At 37.2% G+C, this 14,302-nt stretch carries 11 protein-coding genes, 1 pseudogene and 1 other annotated feature; of the genes and pseudogenes, 7 read left to right on the plus strand and 5 right to left on the minus strand.

Annotation, left to right across the window (positions count from 1 at the left end):
- Window positions 1–32 precede the first annotated feature (32 nt).
- Entirely contained in the window at window positions 33–2,762 is a 2,730-nt protein-coding gene (gene ppc / locus FC46_RS00370; RefSeq protein WP_057797056.1) for a phosphoenolpyruvate carboxylase, read from the minus strand.
- 399 nt (window positions 2,763–3,161) lie between these two features.
- Window positions 3,162–4,244 (minus strand): LLM class flavin-dependent oxidoreductase, encoded by a 1,083-nt coding sequence (locus FC46_RS00375; protein ID WP_057797057.1) that lies wholly within the window; start codon window positions 4,242–4,244, stop codon window positions 3,162–3,164.
- A gap of 252 nt (window positions 4,245–4,496) precedes the next feature.
- Between FC46_RS00375 and hpt the strand changes: the two genes are divergently transcribed.
- The 7 genes from hpt (at window position 4,497) to FC46_RS00410 (ending at window position 11,472) form a co-directional block, all read left to right on the plus strand.
- Complete coding sequence (gene hpt, locus FC46_RS00380) at window positions 4,497–5,033, plus strand: hypoxanthine phosphoribosyltransferase (RefSeq protein WP_057797058.1); 537 nt, start codon at window positions 4,497–4,499, stop codon at window positions 5,031–5,033.
- Window positions 5,034–5,110: 77 nt separating this feature from the next.
- Window positions 5,111–5,353 (plus strand) — a binding site (T-box leader).
- Window positions 5,354–5,410: 57 nt separating this feature from the next.
- Window positions 5,411–6,790 carry a branched-chain amino acid transport system II carrier protein gene (brnQ, locus tag FC46_RS00385; protein WP_057797059.1) on the plus strand — a complete coding sequence of 460 codons (1,380 nt, stop codon included), beginning with the start codon at window positions 5,411–5,413 and terminating at the stop codon, window positions 6,788–6,790.
- Window positions 6,791–6,877: 87 nt separating this feature from the next.
- Window positions 6,878–7,204, plus strand: a complete 327-nt coding sequence (locus FC46_RS00390; RefSeq protein WP_057797060.1) for a hypothetical protein — start codon at window positions 6,878–6,880, stop codon at window positions 7,202–7,204.
- Between the two features lie 54 nt (window positions 7,205–7,258).
- Complete coding sequence (locus tag FC46_RS00395; RefSeq protein WP_057797061.1) at window positions 7,259–8,722, plus strand: MFS transporter; 1,464 nt, start codon at window positions 7,259–7,261, stop codon at window positions 8,720–8,722.
- Between the two features lie 117 nt (window positions 8,723–8,839).
- Window positions 8,840–10,300 (plus strand): MFS transporter, encoded by a 1,461-nt coding sequence (locus FC46_RS00400; RefSeq protein ID WP_057797062.1) that lies wholly within the window; start codon window positions 8,840–8,842, stop codon window positions 10,298–10,300.
- A 76-nt stretch (window positions 10,301–10,376) separates the two neighbouring features.
- Entirely contained in the window at window positions 10,377–10,910 is a 534-nt protein-coding gene (locus tag FC46_RS00405; RefSeq protein WP_269079421.1) for a GNAT family N-acetyltransferase, read from the plus strand.
- 91 nt (window positions 10,911–11,001) lie between these two features.
- Window positions 11,002–11,472 carry a DUF3955 domain-containing protein gene (locus FC46_RS00410; RefSeq protein ID WP_057797064.1) on the plus strand — a complete coding sequence of 157 codons (471 nt, stop codon included), beginning with the start codon at window positions 11,002–11,004 and terminating at the stop codon, window positions 11,470–11,472.
- A 42-nt stretch (window positions 11,473–11,514) separates the two neighbouring features.
- Here the strand turns inward: FC46_RS00410 and FC46_RS00415 are convergent, their stop codons facing one another.
- From FC46_RS00415 to FC46_RS09980, 3 genes and pseudogenes are all read right to left on the minus strand, one after another.
- The gene (locus tag FC46_RS00415) at window positions 11,515–12,330 is read right to left on the minus strand and encodes a PTS system mannose/fructose/sorbose family transporter subunit IID (protein ID WP_057797065.1); all 816 of its coding nucleotides are present in this window, start codon (window positions 12,328–12,330) and stop codon (window positions 11,515–11,517) included.
- On the minus strand, window positions 12,305–13,114 hold the full coding sequence (locus tag FC46_RS00420; protein WP_057797066.1) for a PTS mannose/fructose/sorbose/N-acetylgalactosamine transporter subunit IIC: 810 nt from the start codon (window positions 13,112–13,114) through the stop codon (window positions 12,305–12,307). Before FC46_RS00420 ends, FC46_RS00415 begins: the two co-directional genes overlap by 26 nt.
- A 10-nt stretch (window positions 13,115–13,124) precedes the next feature.
- Window positions 13,125–14,042: pseudogene (locus tag FC46_RS09980) on the minus strand (PTS sugar transporter subunit IIAB).
- Window positions 14,043–14,302 lie beyond the last annotated feature (260 nt).

The raw sequence follows: 14,302 nt of genomic DNA on the forward strand, positions 1-14,302 counted from the left end.
TTCAGAGCTATTTGCTTTTATTCAGTTATTTTCTATCCCGAATTACGTAAACCAGAAGCGACCCCGTTGATAGTAATGTGAATGATGCTCTCATAGAGTCCCTTAATTTCATCATTACGTCCACGCTTGATCATTTCCAATTGGATGTAGTTCAAGACATTGAAGTAAGGCATCCGGTAGTCCAAACTTGAGCGAAGGGATGGAGTTTCCTCAAGTAATTCCTTGTGGTTTTCAATTTGTAATATAACTTCTTTTGTTAATTGCCATTCCTTGTAGATAATGTCATAAACTGATCTAGTTTTTTCATCTTCACACAAGTTAGCGTATTGCTTGGCAATGTCCATATCAGATTTAGATAAAACCATATCTACTCTAGCTAAAAGTGAATGGAAGAATAGCCAGCCTTGATACATTTCTTGTAACTGCTTTAAGTTGTCAGGGTCAGCGTCAATGTAGTGCTTGAAGGCAGAACCAACACCATACCAAGCAGGGAACATGAATCTACTTTGTGACCAAGAGAAGACCCAAGGAATTGCACGTAAGCTTGAGAAGTCTGTTAATTTCTTTCTTGAAGCAGGACGAGAACCAATGTTAAGACTAGAAATTTCTTTAATTGGTGTTGCTTGGAAGAAGAACTTGAGGAAGTTAGGATTCTCAAAGACTAATTCACGGTAAACCTTGTTACTGTCATCGACAATCTTGTCCATAGTTGAACGGAAGTCTTGAATTTGATCTTGGCTAACTGCTTGCTTAGAAATACTACGTTCCAAAGTTGCTGAAACAAGCATTTCCATGTTGTAGTAAGCAGCAAATGGATTACCGTACTTGTTTTGAATAATTTCGCCTTGTTCAGTGGTTCTCATTCGATCTTTAATTGAACCAAATGGTTGAGCGGTAATGGCATCGTAAGATGGGCCACCACCACGGCCAACTGTACCACCACGACCGTGCATGAAGGTGATCTTAACGCCGGCTTTTTCACCAATTGCAGTCAAGTCTTGCTGAGCCTTGTAGAGGTTCCAACCAGAAGCTAAATAACCACCGTCTTTGTTGGAGTCAGAGTAACCAAGCATAATTTCTTGATAATTGTTATTAGACTTGATCCATTTCTTAACAATATCGAAGTTCAAGTATTCGGTCATAATCTCACGCGAATTTTCAAGGTCTTCGACAGTTTCGAATAATGGAACAACTTGAATGCGAGCGTAATCTTTGTTGATTAAACCATATTCTTTAAGCATAATTGCTTGTTCCAGCATATCTGAAATGCTTTCAGTATGAGAAATAATGTGCTGCTTAATAATATCTTCGCCTAAGTGATCCTTCAATTTCCGAGCAGTCTTGTAGATCTTCAATTCTTTTTTCAACAAATCTGATTGAGCAGCATCTGCTGAGTGAAGACTACGAGGATCGTTAGTTAACTCGTCCAGCAAAAGCTTAATCTTATCTTCTTCAGAAAGATCACTATAGTTATCACAAATTTCTGCATTCTTAAGTAGTTCTGCTACACATGCTTCGTTAACGCTAGAATCTTGACGCATGTCGATTGTAGCTAAGTGGAAACCAAAGACATCAATTGCTTCCATTAAATCTTCAAACAAACTATCAATTACAGCTTGGTCATGATTCTTAGCTAAAGAATTCTTGATAATTTCAAGTTCATTCTTAAAGTCTTGTGCATCCTTATAAACAGGGACAACAGCTTTATCATTTTCCTTAATTACACTATTCTTAGGCGTAATTCCAAGCAATTTTTCTTCAGTTGCTACCAAACGCTTTTCAATATAGTAGAATGCACGACGATATGGTTCATTAGTTCTGAATGGTGAGTTGTCACTTGATAATTCAGCTAAATGTGCAACTTCTGGATCAGGATCAACATAAGAAGTTGAAAGTGAAATTGAACGATATAGTGTATTTAACTGATTAATATAGTATTCAAAAATCACTTGGCTTTGGATACTACCACTCAATTTTAAAGTTTCAGCAGTTACGTATGGATTACCATCACGATCGCCGCCGATCCACATCCCCATAGTAACTGGAGTTGAATCATCGACATTTAAGCCATGTTTTTTGGCTAACTGCTTGTAATGACTAGTAAATTGAGTAATTGCAGGAATTAATGATTTAGGATAGTAATTCATTACATTAGTAATTTCATTAACAACCTGTAATTTCTTTTCACGAATCATATCAGTTTGCATGATGATTTCGATATAAGAGCGTAACTTGGTCAACCATTCATCGCGATTTATGATGCCATCTTTAACTGAACGATATTTTTGTAGTAATTGATGAATGTCGTTAGTTAATTGTAAGATTGTTTTTCTTTGGACCTGTGTTGGGTGAGCAGTTAAAACAGGGACAACATTAACATTTTCAAGAATCTTTTGTGCATCCTTTTTTTGAGAAACTAAGTCAATGGTGTCACTAATCTTTCCAAGATAATCGTGATTAGTATTATTGAATTTGTTAACTTCTGTAGCCAATTCAACATCTTCAGAAATATTGATTAATAGTGGCAATGTTGCGAAATAGCGAGAAATAACCATCATTTCTTGATTATCTAACTTGGAAATTTCCTTTTCAAGTTCAGCGTAATCCTTCTTATCGGAAACTTTAATCAAGTTTTGGATGATATTGTAAGTGTCTTCACCAGCAATTTGGCGAACACTATCGTTAAGCAAAGTTGTTAAGATCTTTGCTTCTTCGCTCACAATTTCGTGAGTGTTGTAATTTTCTAATTTTTTAGCAGACACGTTCGAACCTCCTTAATAACTGTACGCATTAAATATACCATTTAGCGAGGTTTAATGGGATAAAAACAATCCAAAAAGATAAATTTAATTATTAGTAGAAATATTAATTTATGATTTATGATTTTTTAAACTATTTTTTCTATTTTTCATTAAACTATGGGCATATTTTGTTCACATATTCACTATAAGATAATAATCAATTCAAACGAGAATGAATCAACGGAAGGAGACACCAATTGCTTTAAAATATTGATAGTAATTCTAAATGGTAATAAGAGGTAGTTTCACAACTAAGTAATAAGAAACTGCAGCTAAAAAACTAAATAAATTTTTCTTCAAAACAAAAATGCTGAAGATGTATCATTTACAATCTTCAGCATTTTTATTACTCGTATTTATTTATTTCTTTTTCCACTTAATTGAAAATAATTTCTTCTTTTCGTCTTTTTCTTGGAAGTGTTTCTTAACTTTTGGAACAACTTCAGTTCCGTAAATTCTAATTGCGTTCAAGATATCTTCGTGAGGCATTGAAGCAACTGGGATGTGGAGATAGAAGCGAGATAAGCCTAAAGTTTCAATCATGTTGATGATCTTTTGAGCAACTGTGTCGCTGTCTCCTGCAAAAATCCCGCCATCATCTTTGACACCTTCAAGGTATTGTTCATAAGTCATTCCGTTCCAGTGGTCGCGCTCTTTGCTAATTGCATCAACTAAAAGCTTAGTAGGGTAGAAGTAATCACGAATTGCCTTATCTTTATCTTGATTTAGCCAGCCCCATGCGTGAGCTGCAATTGGTAAATCCTTGTGACCAGTTTTTTCACCGACTGCACGATAAAGTTGAGTTAATGGTTTGAAGGAATCAATTTTACCACCGATTGTTGCATAGACAATTGGTAAGCCCATTTCAGCTGCGCGAATGGTGGAGTTAATGTTGCCGCCAGTTGCTAAAGATATTGGCAATGGCTTATTTGGACGAGGGTAAATTCCTTTGTGGTCAACTTTTGGTGTGAATTTTCCACCAGGCCAGTCGAGGATTTCATCCTGATTAATTTTTACCAGCATATCGAGTTTTTCTTTAAATAGATCATCGTAATCTTCTAAGTTGTAGCCGAATAAGTCGAAAGCTTCAGTGAAAGAACCACGGCCAGCCATGATTTCAATTCTACCTGGTGCTATTGCATCCATTGTTGCGTATTGTTCATAAACACGGATTGGATCAATGGTTGGTAAATTAGTAGTTGCACTTGAAAGGTGGATTTGTTTAGTTTTAGAAGCTGCCATTGCTAAAACGATTTCAGGGGCAGAGACAGCGAAGTCCTTACGGTGGTGCTCACCAATTGCAAAACCGTCAATCCCAACTTTATCTGCTAGAACAATTTCATCGACTAAATCACGAATTCGTTGATCGTGGCTGATAGCGTGGCCGGTTTTTTCTAATGGGGTTGTTTCTCCGAAAGTTGAAATTCCTAATTCAATTGACATAGTTAACATCCTTTCATTTTTTAAATTTTAAATCGTATAAAATTCGTTACTTACTTTTAGTAAGTAAAATATACCATGGATATTTTGAAAATGCAACACTCATTGAATCTAAGACAAAACACGAACGATTTCATCTTTAAATAACCATGATATCTTTTTTTATCGATGAAAATGCTTTATTTAGTTTCAAATATGTATCCATTTATGTTAAAATCTTATCGATACTTAAAATTGAGAAGGGTAAATAAACAAATGAATAATGATATCGAAAGCGTACTTTATGATCAAAAACAATTGGATAAAAGAATGGATGAAGTAGCCGCCGAATTAACTAACGAATATAACGGCAAAGATCCAATTGTTGTTTCAGTGTTAACTGGAGCCATGATTTTTACCAGCGATATGGTTAAGAGAATGGACTTGAAATTAACTTTGGACTTAATTAAAGCTTCAAGTTACGTTGGTGCCGAGTCTTCTGGCAATGTAAAAATTGAGCAAGATGTTAAATCAGATCTTAAAGGTCGCGATGTCATTATCATGGAAGATATTATGGATACAGGTCATACCTTGGCATACCTTAAAAAGTTATTCTTAGAGCGTGGAGCAAATAGTGTAAAAATTGTTTGTATGCTTGACAAACCAGAAACTCGAGTGGAAGATATTAAGCCAGATATTGCCTGCTTCACTGCACCAAATGCCTTCTTAGTTGGCTATGGTTTAGACTACGACGGTCACTACCGCAACTTGCCATATATCGGTGTTCTTAAGAAGGAAGTTTACTCAAATTAATCAAAGATAAAAATAAATTAAAAAAGTGTTGACTTTTATGAAAGATCACTTAAAATAATATTCAACAAGTTAAATATCAGATCGCAATGAGAAAGAAAAGTAGCTTCTTTTAAAACCACAGCGAGTTCCGTGAGGTGTGAGGGGACGGTTTAATTAAAACAAGCGAAGATCACTTTCGAGTCTAATTCTTAATCATAGTAAGAGTTAGTGGGAACACCCATTATAGTGTCTATGTATCGCCATTTTGGCCGTACATGTAAGGTATTGTTTAGTAATTACAATACGAAGATAGGGTGGTACCACGCTTGAGCGTCCCTTAGCTAGTTTTTAGCTAAGGGACTTTTTTATTGGGATCGAACATGGGAGGAAAATGTACTATGAATGATATGACATCATCTAAAAAATTGACATGGAAGCAATATTTAGTTGTCGCTTCACTATTATTCGGTTTGTTCTTTGGTGCCGGTAACCTGATTTTCCCACTTCATTTGGGACAATTAGCTGGTGCGCACTGGGGAGTAGCTGCAGTCGGATTTTTGATTACTGGGGTTTTGTTACCATTATTGTCAGTCTTGGCAGTTAGTGTTACTCGAGCAGAAGGTGTTTACGACATCGGTAAACCATTGGGAACAGGTTTTGCAATTGCATTTATGGTATTGATTCACGCTACTATCGGGCCTTTCTTTGGAACTCCAAGAACTGCAACTGTATCTTTTTCAGTTGGTATCAAGCCATTCTTACCCCAGAGTTGGGATAGTTGGTCTTTACTAGTTTTTTCAGCGTTGTTTTTCTTAGCAGCATTTGCATTTTCATATCATGAAAACAACATCTTATCTAACGTTGGTAAAGTTTTAAATCCAGTTTTCTTGGCACTTTTATTCTTAGTATTCGTCATCGCATTTGCTAGTCCAATGGGTGATCCTAATACAGCTGCTGTTACTTCAGCATACAAATCACAAGCTCTAACTAATGGATTCTTAGAAGGTTACAACACAATGGATGCCTTGGCAGGTCTTGCTTTTGGGGTTACAGTTGTTACCGCGGTTCGCGGAATGGGTCAAAAGAAAGCAAAGGATGTTTCAAGAGTTGTTGCTAAATCAGGTGTCTTAGGGGTTGCGGCAATCGGTGTCATCTACTTGCTTTTGATTGTATTAGGTGCAATGTCACTTGGTAAGTTCAAAGTATCTGCAGATGGTGGGGTTGCCTTTAACCAAATCGTTAACTACTATGGTGGTGCATTTGGACAAATTGTTTTGGCATTCTTGTTAACTGTAACGTGCTTGACCACGGCTGTTGGTTTGGTTGCTGCTTTTGCGCAAGACTTCCACAAGCACTTCCCTAAAGTTAGCTACCACACTTGGCTTGCATTGAGCTGCCTTGCTTCATTTTTAGCAGCTAACTTTGGTCTGGAAACTATCATCTCATGGTCAACACCAATGCTTATGTTCTTATACCCATTATCAATGGTTTTGATCTTACTTTCAGTTTGTTCACCATTATTTAAACGTGATAGTGTAGTTTACTTCTTTGTAGTATTGTTCACTGTTGTTCCTGCATTGGGAGATATGGTTGTTTCTTTCCCAGCAGTCGTTAGTCAAAGTTCATTCGGTCAGACCGTTGCAATGTGGCGCAGTCATATGCCACTTGCAAGTATGGGACTTTCATGGTTGGTACCTGCTTTAGTTGGCTTAGCAATCGGTTTGGTTTGCCATGCATTTAGAAGAAAGAACTTAGTTAGTGATTTAGAATTAGACTAAAAAAATAGAACAAGGCAAGTGTCTTGTTCTATTTTTGTGCTAAACTGAACTCTAGAGCACGATTGTTGAGTTTGTGAGGAGAAAATTATGAAACCTTTGTTCATCGGTCTAATTGTTGGTTTAATTTTAGGTATTATCGTTATTTCTTTACGAAGTTTTTATGCAAAAAATCATAACGAAACTTTCTTTCTTTTTGATAAAAATTTAGATCAAGCCGGCGTTCATAAACGCAAGCGTAATATTTATACTTGGACCGTTTTCGGTTTCTTAATTGGCTTGATTTTTATTATTCCAAGCTTAAATACAGATCAAAGTAATTTAGCGTTAGTTTGGAGTTATCTAATTGGTTTTGCTCTTATTTTTATTAGTATTATTGCGGCAGTTATTTTGTATAAGCAAACTAGTAACAAATAAAAGATACTGTGGTTAGGCCTTAAAAAGGCCTTTTTAATTTGAATAGAGGGATTTATGAACGATAAGCAGGTTAAGATGGTAACTTTCGCCTTAATGTTGGGGAATGTGATGGCTGGACTTGACGGAACGATCACCAATACTGCGATTCCAGCGATTGTGTCGGCGTTACACGGAATCCAATTCATGGGCTGGATTGTTGCGATTTATTTATTAGGGATGTCAGTTTCTATTCCGATTTGGACAAAAATTGGACAAAAGATCACTAATAAACGAGCCTTTGAAATTTCATTGTTACTATTTGTTATTGGATCAACTTTAGAAGGGATTTCTCCTAATATCTACTTTTTTCTGATTTCTAGAATGATCATGGGAATCGGTGGTGGAGGAATGGGATCTCTACCTTATATTATTGCCGGATATGTCTTTAAGAATATTAAGAAAAGAACACAAATCTTAGGATATTTAACTGCAAGCTTTAACGGAGCTGCAATTTTAGGCCCACTTGTTGGTGGCTATTTAATTGATGCCTTATCCTGGCGGTGGGTTTTCTACATTAATATTCCCATTGGCTTAATTGCCTTCTTAATTTGTCTTGTTTACTATAAGCCAGTTACGCCTAAATCATCACCTGTTTTCGATTTGCCAGGAGCGGGACTTCTTGTTTCTAGCTTGATCTGCTTTTTGTTAGGAATTCAATTACTTGGAATTGTTTCTAATTTATTAGTTTTAGTGTTAGTATCAATCAGTTTGGCTTTAGCTTTTGTCTTTTTCAAGCGAGAAAAAAGCGCTGCAGATCCAATTATCCCGATGCGCATATTCCAAAATCGAGCTTTAAACGGTGACTTCTTATTATTTGCCTTTACCTGGGGCGCTTTTATTGCAGTTAATACTTATTTACCAATGTGGGCCCAAGCGCTACTTGGCATGAGTGCTTTAGTTGGTGGGATGACTTTGATTCCGAACTCAGTAGTCGAAATCATTGCTTCACAGACTGTATCGGTTATTCAAGAACACATTCGGACCTTTACCTTGGTTTTATTTGGGATCATTACAATGCTGATATCTTCTGGCGGCTTATTCTTAGCCAATCTCCAAACACCGCTTTGGGGATTAATTGTGATTGCCGCTTTTTCAGGAATTGGAGTCGGCTTTATATTTGTGGCTTTGCAAGTAAAAGTGCAGATTGATGCCGGATTCAAGGACATGCCAACAGCAACTTCGACTTCTTATTTAATCAGAATTTTGTCACAGACTATTATGGCAGCTGTTTACGGTGTGATCATGAACTTGTCACTAGAGTGTGGAATTAGCCATAGCAATAAAATTACTATGGCTATGATGAACAAGCTGAGTGACGCTAAGACTGCTAAAACTTTGCCGCAGAATTTGTTGCCTGAAATGCGACAGATTTTCCATTCAGGTATTAAAGAAATTATGCTGGTTTCAGTTTTGCTATTAGTAATTGCCTTAGTGTTAAACTTTTATTTCAACTGGAAAAATCCTAAGAAGATAAGATAATTATGAAAAAACTTGTCAAGGCAGACTTAAGCAAGTATATTAATTGGTAAGCGAAAAAAGATTGGGTGCAAGCTCATTCTTTTTTCTTTTTTAAAATTTTTGGAAAAGGGTGAAGAAATGAATAAGAAACAGATTTCAATGGTAACTTTTGCCATGATCTTATCAAATGTAATGGCGGGATTGGATAGTACGATTGTTAATACCGCAATTCCGGCAATTATTGCAGACCTGCATGGGATTGAATTCATGGGGTGGATTATAGCACTGATGCTACTCGGAATGACGGTGTCGACACCTATTTGGGGGAAACTCGGTGAAAAATTTGGTAATAAGATGGCCTTTGAAACCTCGATTTTCTTATTCGTTTTAGGGTCACTTGGTCAAGGATTAGCTAGCAACATTTATTTCTTCTTAGTTGCTAGAACAATCATGGGGATTGGTGCCGGTGGTATGGGAGCTCTTCCTTATATCATGTCTGGTTTTATATTTAAAAATATTCGACAAAGAACCAGAATCTTGGGTTATCTGGGTGCCAGCTTCAGTGTGGCAGCAATTGTTGGACCTCTTGCTGGGGGCTATCTTGTTGATGTACTTTCGTGGCACTGGGTATTCTATATTAATTTACCAATTGGGCTTGTGGCAATCCTGTTATCAATGATTTACTACCGAGAAGATGTTCACGAAAGAGTAGTCCATTTCGATATGCTGGGAGCATTCTTGATTACACTAGGCTTGGTTGCAATTTTACTTGGTATCCAAATGTTAGGAATGATTTCTCCAATTGCCGTTATTTTATTAATTGTGGCTGGAGTAGTGATTTTGGCATTCTTTTTAAGATATGAAAGAAATGTCAAAAATCCGATTATCCCAATTGAAATGCTTAAAAATAAAGCCTTGGTTGGTGATTTAGTTTTATTCATGCTCACTTGGGGTGCTTTTCTGGCGGTGAATACCTATTTACCAATGTGGGCACAAGGATTACTCGGCACTACTGCATTGATGGGAGGAGTTACATTAGTACCTAATTCACTTGCTGATACGGTAGGAACGCAAATTGTTAACCCACTTAAAGAACGTTTTAATGATCGTTTCTTGATTTTTTGGTCAATTATTTTGATGATTATTTCGGCATTAGGGATGGCTTTGTTACCACAAAGTGCTAGTTTTTGGGTAATTACCACAATTGCAACATTTTCTGGTTTAGGTGTAGGCTTTATCTTCGTGCTTTTGCAAGTCAAAGTACAGGTAGATGCTGGCGAATCCGATATGGCGGAAGCTACCTCGTTGTCATTTTTGATCAGAATCTTGGCACAAACGGTGATGGCAGCTGTTTATGGTGTAATTATGAACTTAGCTTTAGCTAGAGGAGTAGCTCAGCACAAAGGCATTACCATTGAGATGATGAACAAGTTAAGTGATGCAGAATCTGCTAAGAGCCTACCACAGCAGCTATTGCCAACGATGAGAACAATTTTTCATGCTGGCTTAAGAGAAATTATGGTTTGTGCAGTAGTATTATTGCTTATTGCCTTAATTGCTAACCGCTTCTTCAATGGTAAGAAAAGCAAATTAGACTAATAGAACTTTTATCCTTTTTCTGATAAGATAACTAAGGAAAGACATTTTAGTTTATCTTATAGAGAAGAAGGATATTATTTTAGATTCAAAACCCGCCCGATGGGGCACAAAAGCTTACCGTGACGCCAAAGACTTATACATGACGGCTTTTCCTGAATGGGAAAGATTCTCAATGTTTTCTCTTTTGGCAATGTCACTCCACCGTAATGTAAAATTCCACGCAATTTATGATGATAACCAATTTTGTGGGATTACCTATTATGCAATTAATGATAATACGGTCTATCTAACTTATTTGGCTATTAATGAAAAGTTGCGCGGGCAAGGATATGGTTCGAAGATCTTAACGATGCTGGAAGAGCAATTTCCTGATCAGCAGATCGTGATTGATATTGAGCCGGTTACTAAGAAGGCGAAAAATTATAAGCAACGAGTTAGTCGGTTGAAGTTTTATGAAAGAAATGGATTCCATCGAACTGATCAGCGACTCAAAGATGCTGATGGTGAATTTGAAGCTTTAACAACTGGTGAGAAGTTTGACAGAAATAGTTTTATTAGAACGTTGCACCAGATGAGCTTCGGATTTTATCAAGCAAAAGTTGAAAAATAAAGCTGTAAAGCACTGCTGTCTATCATTGCGAGCAGTGCTTTCTTGTTAGATTAACGCTATTTTGCAAAAATAATTGTGCGAGGTGAAAGAAATGGAATTTAGCGATCAAATTAAACAATTAAGAACGGAAAACAAGATGTCGCAAACCCAATTTGCAGAAAAATTGCATGTTACTAGGCAAGCTGTTTCAAATTGGGAGAACAATCGAAATTTACCAGACTTAGAAATGTTGATTGAGATTAGCCAGGTCTTTCATATCTCATTAGATCAATTAATTTTAGGAGATAGCGATATGAACAAGATGACAGAAAAATTGATTAAAGACACAGATGAAAACCGTAAGGCTAAGTTTAATATGGTAACTACCTTGATTGGTGGATTCTTGATGATCCTCGGCTTTGTATGTTTCTTCATTAAGGCAAACTCTGTAGAATATATTGATAAGCAGGGGATCTTACATGAAAACTTCTACTTGATTCCCGTCGGATACATCTTTCTTTTGATTGGGTTAATTGTTATTATTTCCGGGGGAATATCATATTTAAGAAATAAGAGAAAATAACTGTATTAAAAAAACGTGATTCAAAATTGATCACGTTTTTTCTTATCCTAAAATATGGAAGTATGATAAAACAACTCCGAGAATTAAGACAAACCAAATCATCTTAGTTGAAGTGACGCCTTTTTTACCTAATAACCAGTAAACTAAAGCAACTAGAAGAACAGGGACTAGTGAAGGCATAATTTGATTCAAAATTGATTGCATCTTCAATGTGATTTTACCAGTATGGAACACATATGGGACCTTTGCCGTTATAACAGTTGGAATTAAAGCTCCGACCACGGTTACCCCAAGTAAGATTGCGGAATCAGTGATAGCGTTCAATTTGCCTGAAGCTGAATCAATTAACTTAGTCCCTTGATAATATCCCATTGGCAAGAATGAGAATCGTAAGAAAAGAATGATTAAATCAACGATAATCCAAAGAATTGAACCAAGTGGATTACCGCGAAGACCCATGTAGGCACCAATCGAACCACAGATGGTTGGAATAATCGCACCAAAGATCGTGTCACCAATTCCGGCAAGAGGCCCCATTAACCCAGTCTTGATTCCGGCGACAGTATCTTTTGACTTAATACCTTGGCTTTCTTCAATTGCTAAGTCAACCCCGATAATGAAGTTACCGTCAAAGGCGTTAACGTTGAAAAATTGTGACTGCATCTGCATCATTTCAACTAACTCATCATCTTTGTACCAGCGTCTGAGAAATGGCAAGACGGAGTAGAAATAACCAGGCGCCATCATTCTTTCGTAGTTCCAAGATAGTTGACTAGCCCATAGCCAGCGCCAATTAGCTCTGAACAAGTCTTTTTTGGTTAATTTGCCTGAATTAGTTTTCGTATTCGCCTTCGTCATTTTCGTACTCCTCACTTTCTGTAGTATTAACTGTAGCGGTTTGAGCTGAATTTAACTTTTCCACTTCGCGTTGGTAGTGAATGTAGGCAAGGGCTGCACCGAGAAGGGCAACACCGAGCATTGGGATCTTCATATAAGCTGCAGCGATGAAGCCGATTGCTAAGTATGAGATAAAACGCTTAGTTGGTAAATATCTAAGCAAAATAGCGATTCCGACCACTGGCAAGATACCGCCGGATACTTTAAGACCGTTAGTTAACCAAGTTGGGATAACCTGTAAGATCATGCGGACAACATTATTACCAACAATTAAAAGAATAAAGACGGGAATTGCACGAGAAAGTCCCCATGAAAATGTTCCCCAGAGAGCGTTTCTTGCAGCCGCATCAGGATTGTTTTCCTTAATGAACTTATCCATTCTGTGTTGGAAGATGGTGTTGATGAATCTGGCTAGAACGTCCAGTTGCACCATCAATAATCCAACTGGAACGGCTAAGGCAATCGCAAATTGTGTGCCTTTACCTGATAATACGGCATAAACGGTTCCAACGATGGCACCGGTCATGAAGTCGGGCATTGAAGCCCCACCATAAGTTGAAACTCCGAGCACCATTAATTGAAGCGTTGATCCTACAACTAGACCAGTCTTCATATCGCCCATAATAATTCCTGAAACCATTCCGATAGCTAAAGGATTGTTCAAGATCGAAACAGTTAATTGATCAATAATTACCCAAAAAGCTAGGCAAGTTAATAGTAAAATTTGCCACCAAGCTATTGTCATTTTTAACTCCTTATTTAATTAATTCCATAAAGTCTTCTTTAGATTCGCTAGGGACCATTTGATGGTAAATGTGACAGCCTTTTTGATCTAAATATTCAAAGTCTTTGATATCTTCATTGGTTACTGCAACACTCTTGGCAACTTGGCGAGAATTAGTCTTAGTTGACATGTTACCGACATTGATTTCTGGCAGTTTGACGTCTAAATCGACCAACTGGCGCAATACTGCTGGATTTTTAACTAAAAGCTAGACAGTTTGGCCAACATATTTGCCTGAGTTGATTCGACGAGCGGCACCATGAGCTGTCAGAATGCTGAGATGGACGCCGTGAGGGCAGGCTGTTTTAAGACCAGTTTTAAGCACATCATTTTTAACAATGTCGTCGCCAACAACCATGATTCGATTGAGCTTCAGGGCATTGGTCCACATGGTGGCAACCTGTCCGTGAATTAAACGCTCATCGATGCGGACGTTTTGCATTGTATGCGGCTTAAGAGTCACATTCTTATCGGATTTTTCTGCTTTAGCTGTTTTTGGCTTTTCTTGTTTTGTTTCTTTTTGCTTAGTTAAACCAACAGGTGCCATGTTATCAGCAGCTTGTTTGATTGCTTCATCCATTGGTGTGCCCATGACAACTGCTAATAGTAGCGGCATTGACAAACCACTATAAACAGCTACGTTAGGATGAGTTTGCTGGTAGCGCTGAGCCGTGTTGGCTGGTGTACCACCTGCAATATCTACGATGATAGTTGGTGCTTTATCGAATTCACTGGCTGTTTTAGTTATTTCTTCAAGTAGATCGTCTTGATTCATGGTTTGCTTGAAGGCGATTGCTTTAACGTTCTTTAATTCGCCGGCAATCATTTCAACGCTTGCTTTGGTTGCTTTTGCGTATTCGCCATGACTGACAATTAAATAATTAGCCATTTTTCCACTCCCTTTTGTACATAACAAATAGACATTATACACTAATTGGTCTAATTAGCAAAAGCACAATTTAAGCGTAATGTATCAAATTTAATTTTTATTGGTATAGCACATTTTGATGTAAGTGATTACATGGCTATGGGAATGGGGATGAATTTTGGACAAAAAAAATCCCTAATCGTAGGATTAGAGATAAGATAAGATAAAATAAAATAATAAATATAATACGAGGAGACTATTATAATGATAAAGCTGATACG

Source organism: Lactobacillus kalixensis DSM 16043 (genome assembly GCF_001434335.1).
In the GTDB taxonomy this organism is placed as follows: domain Bacteria; phylum Bacillota; class Bacilli; order Lactobacillales; family Lactobacillaceae; genus Lactobacillus; species Lactobacillus kalixensis.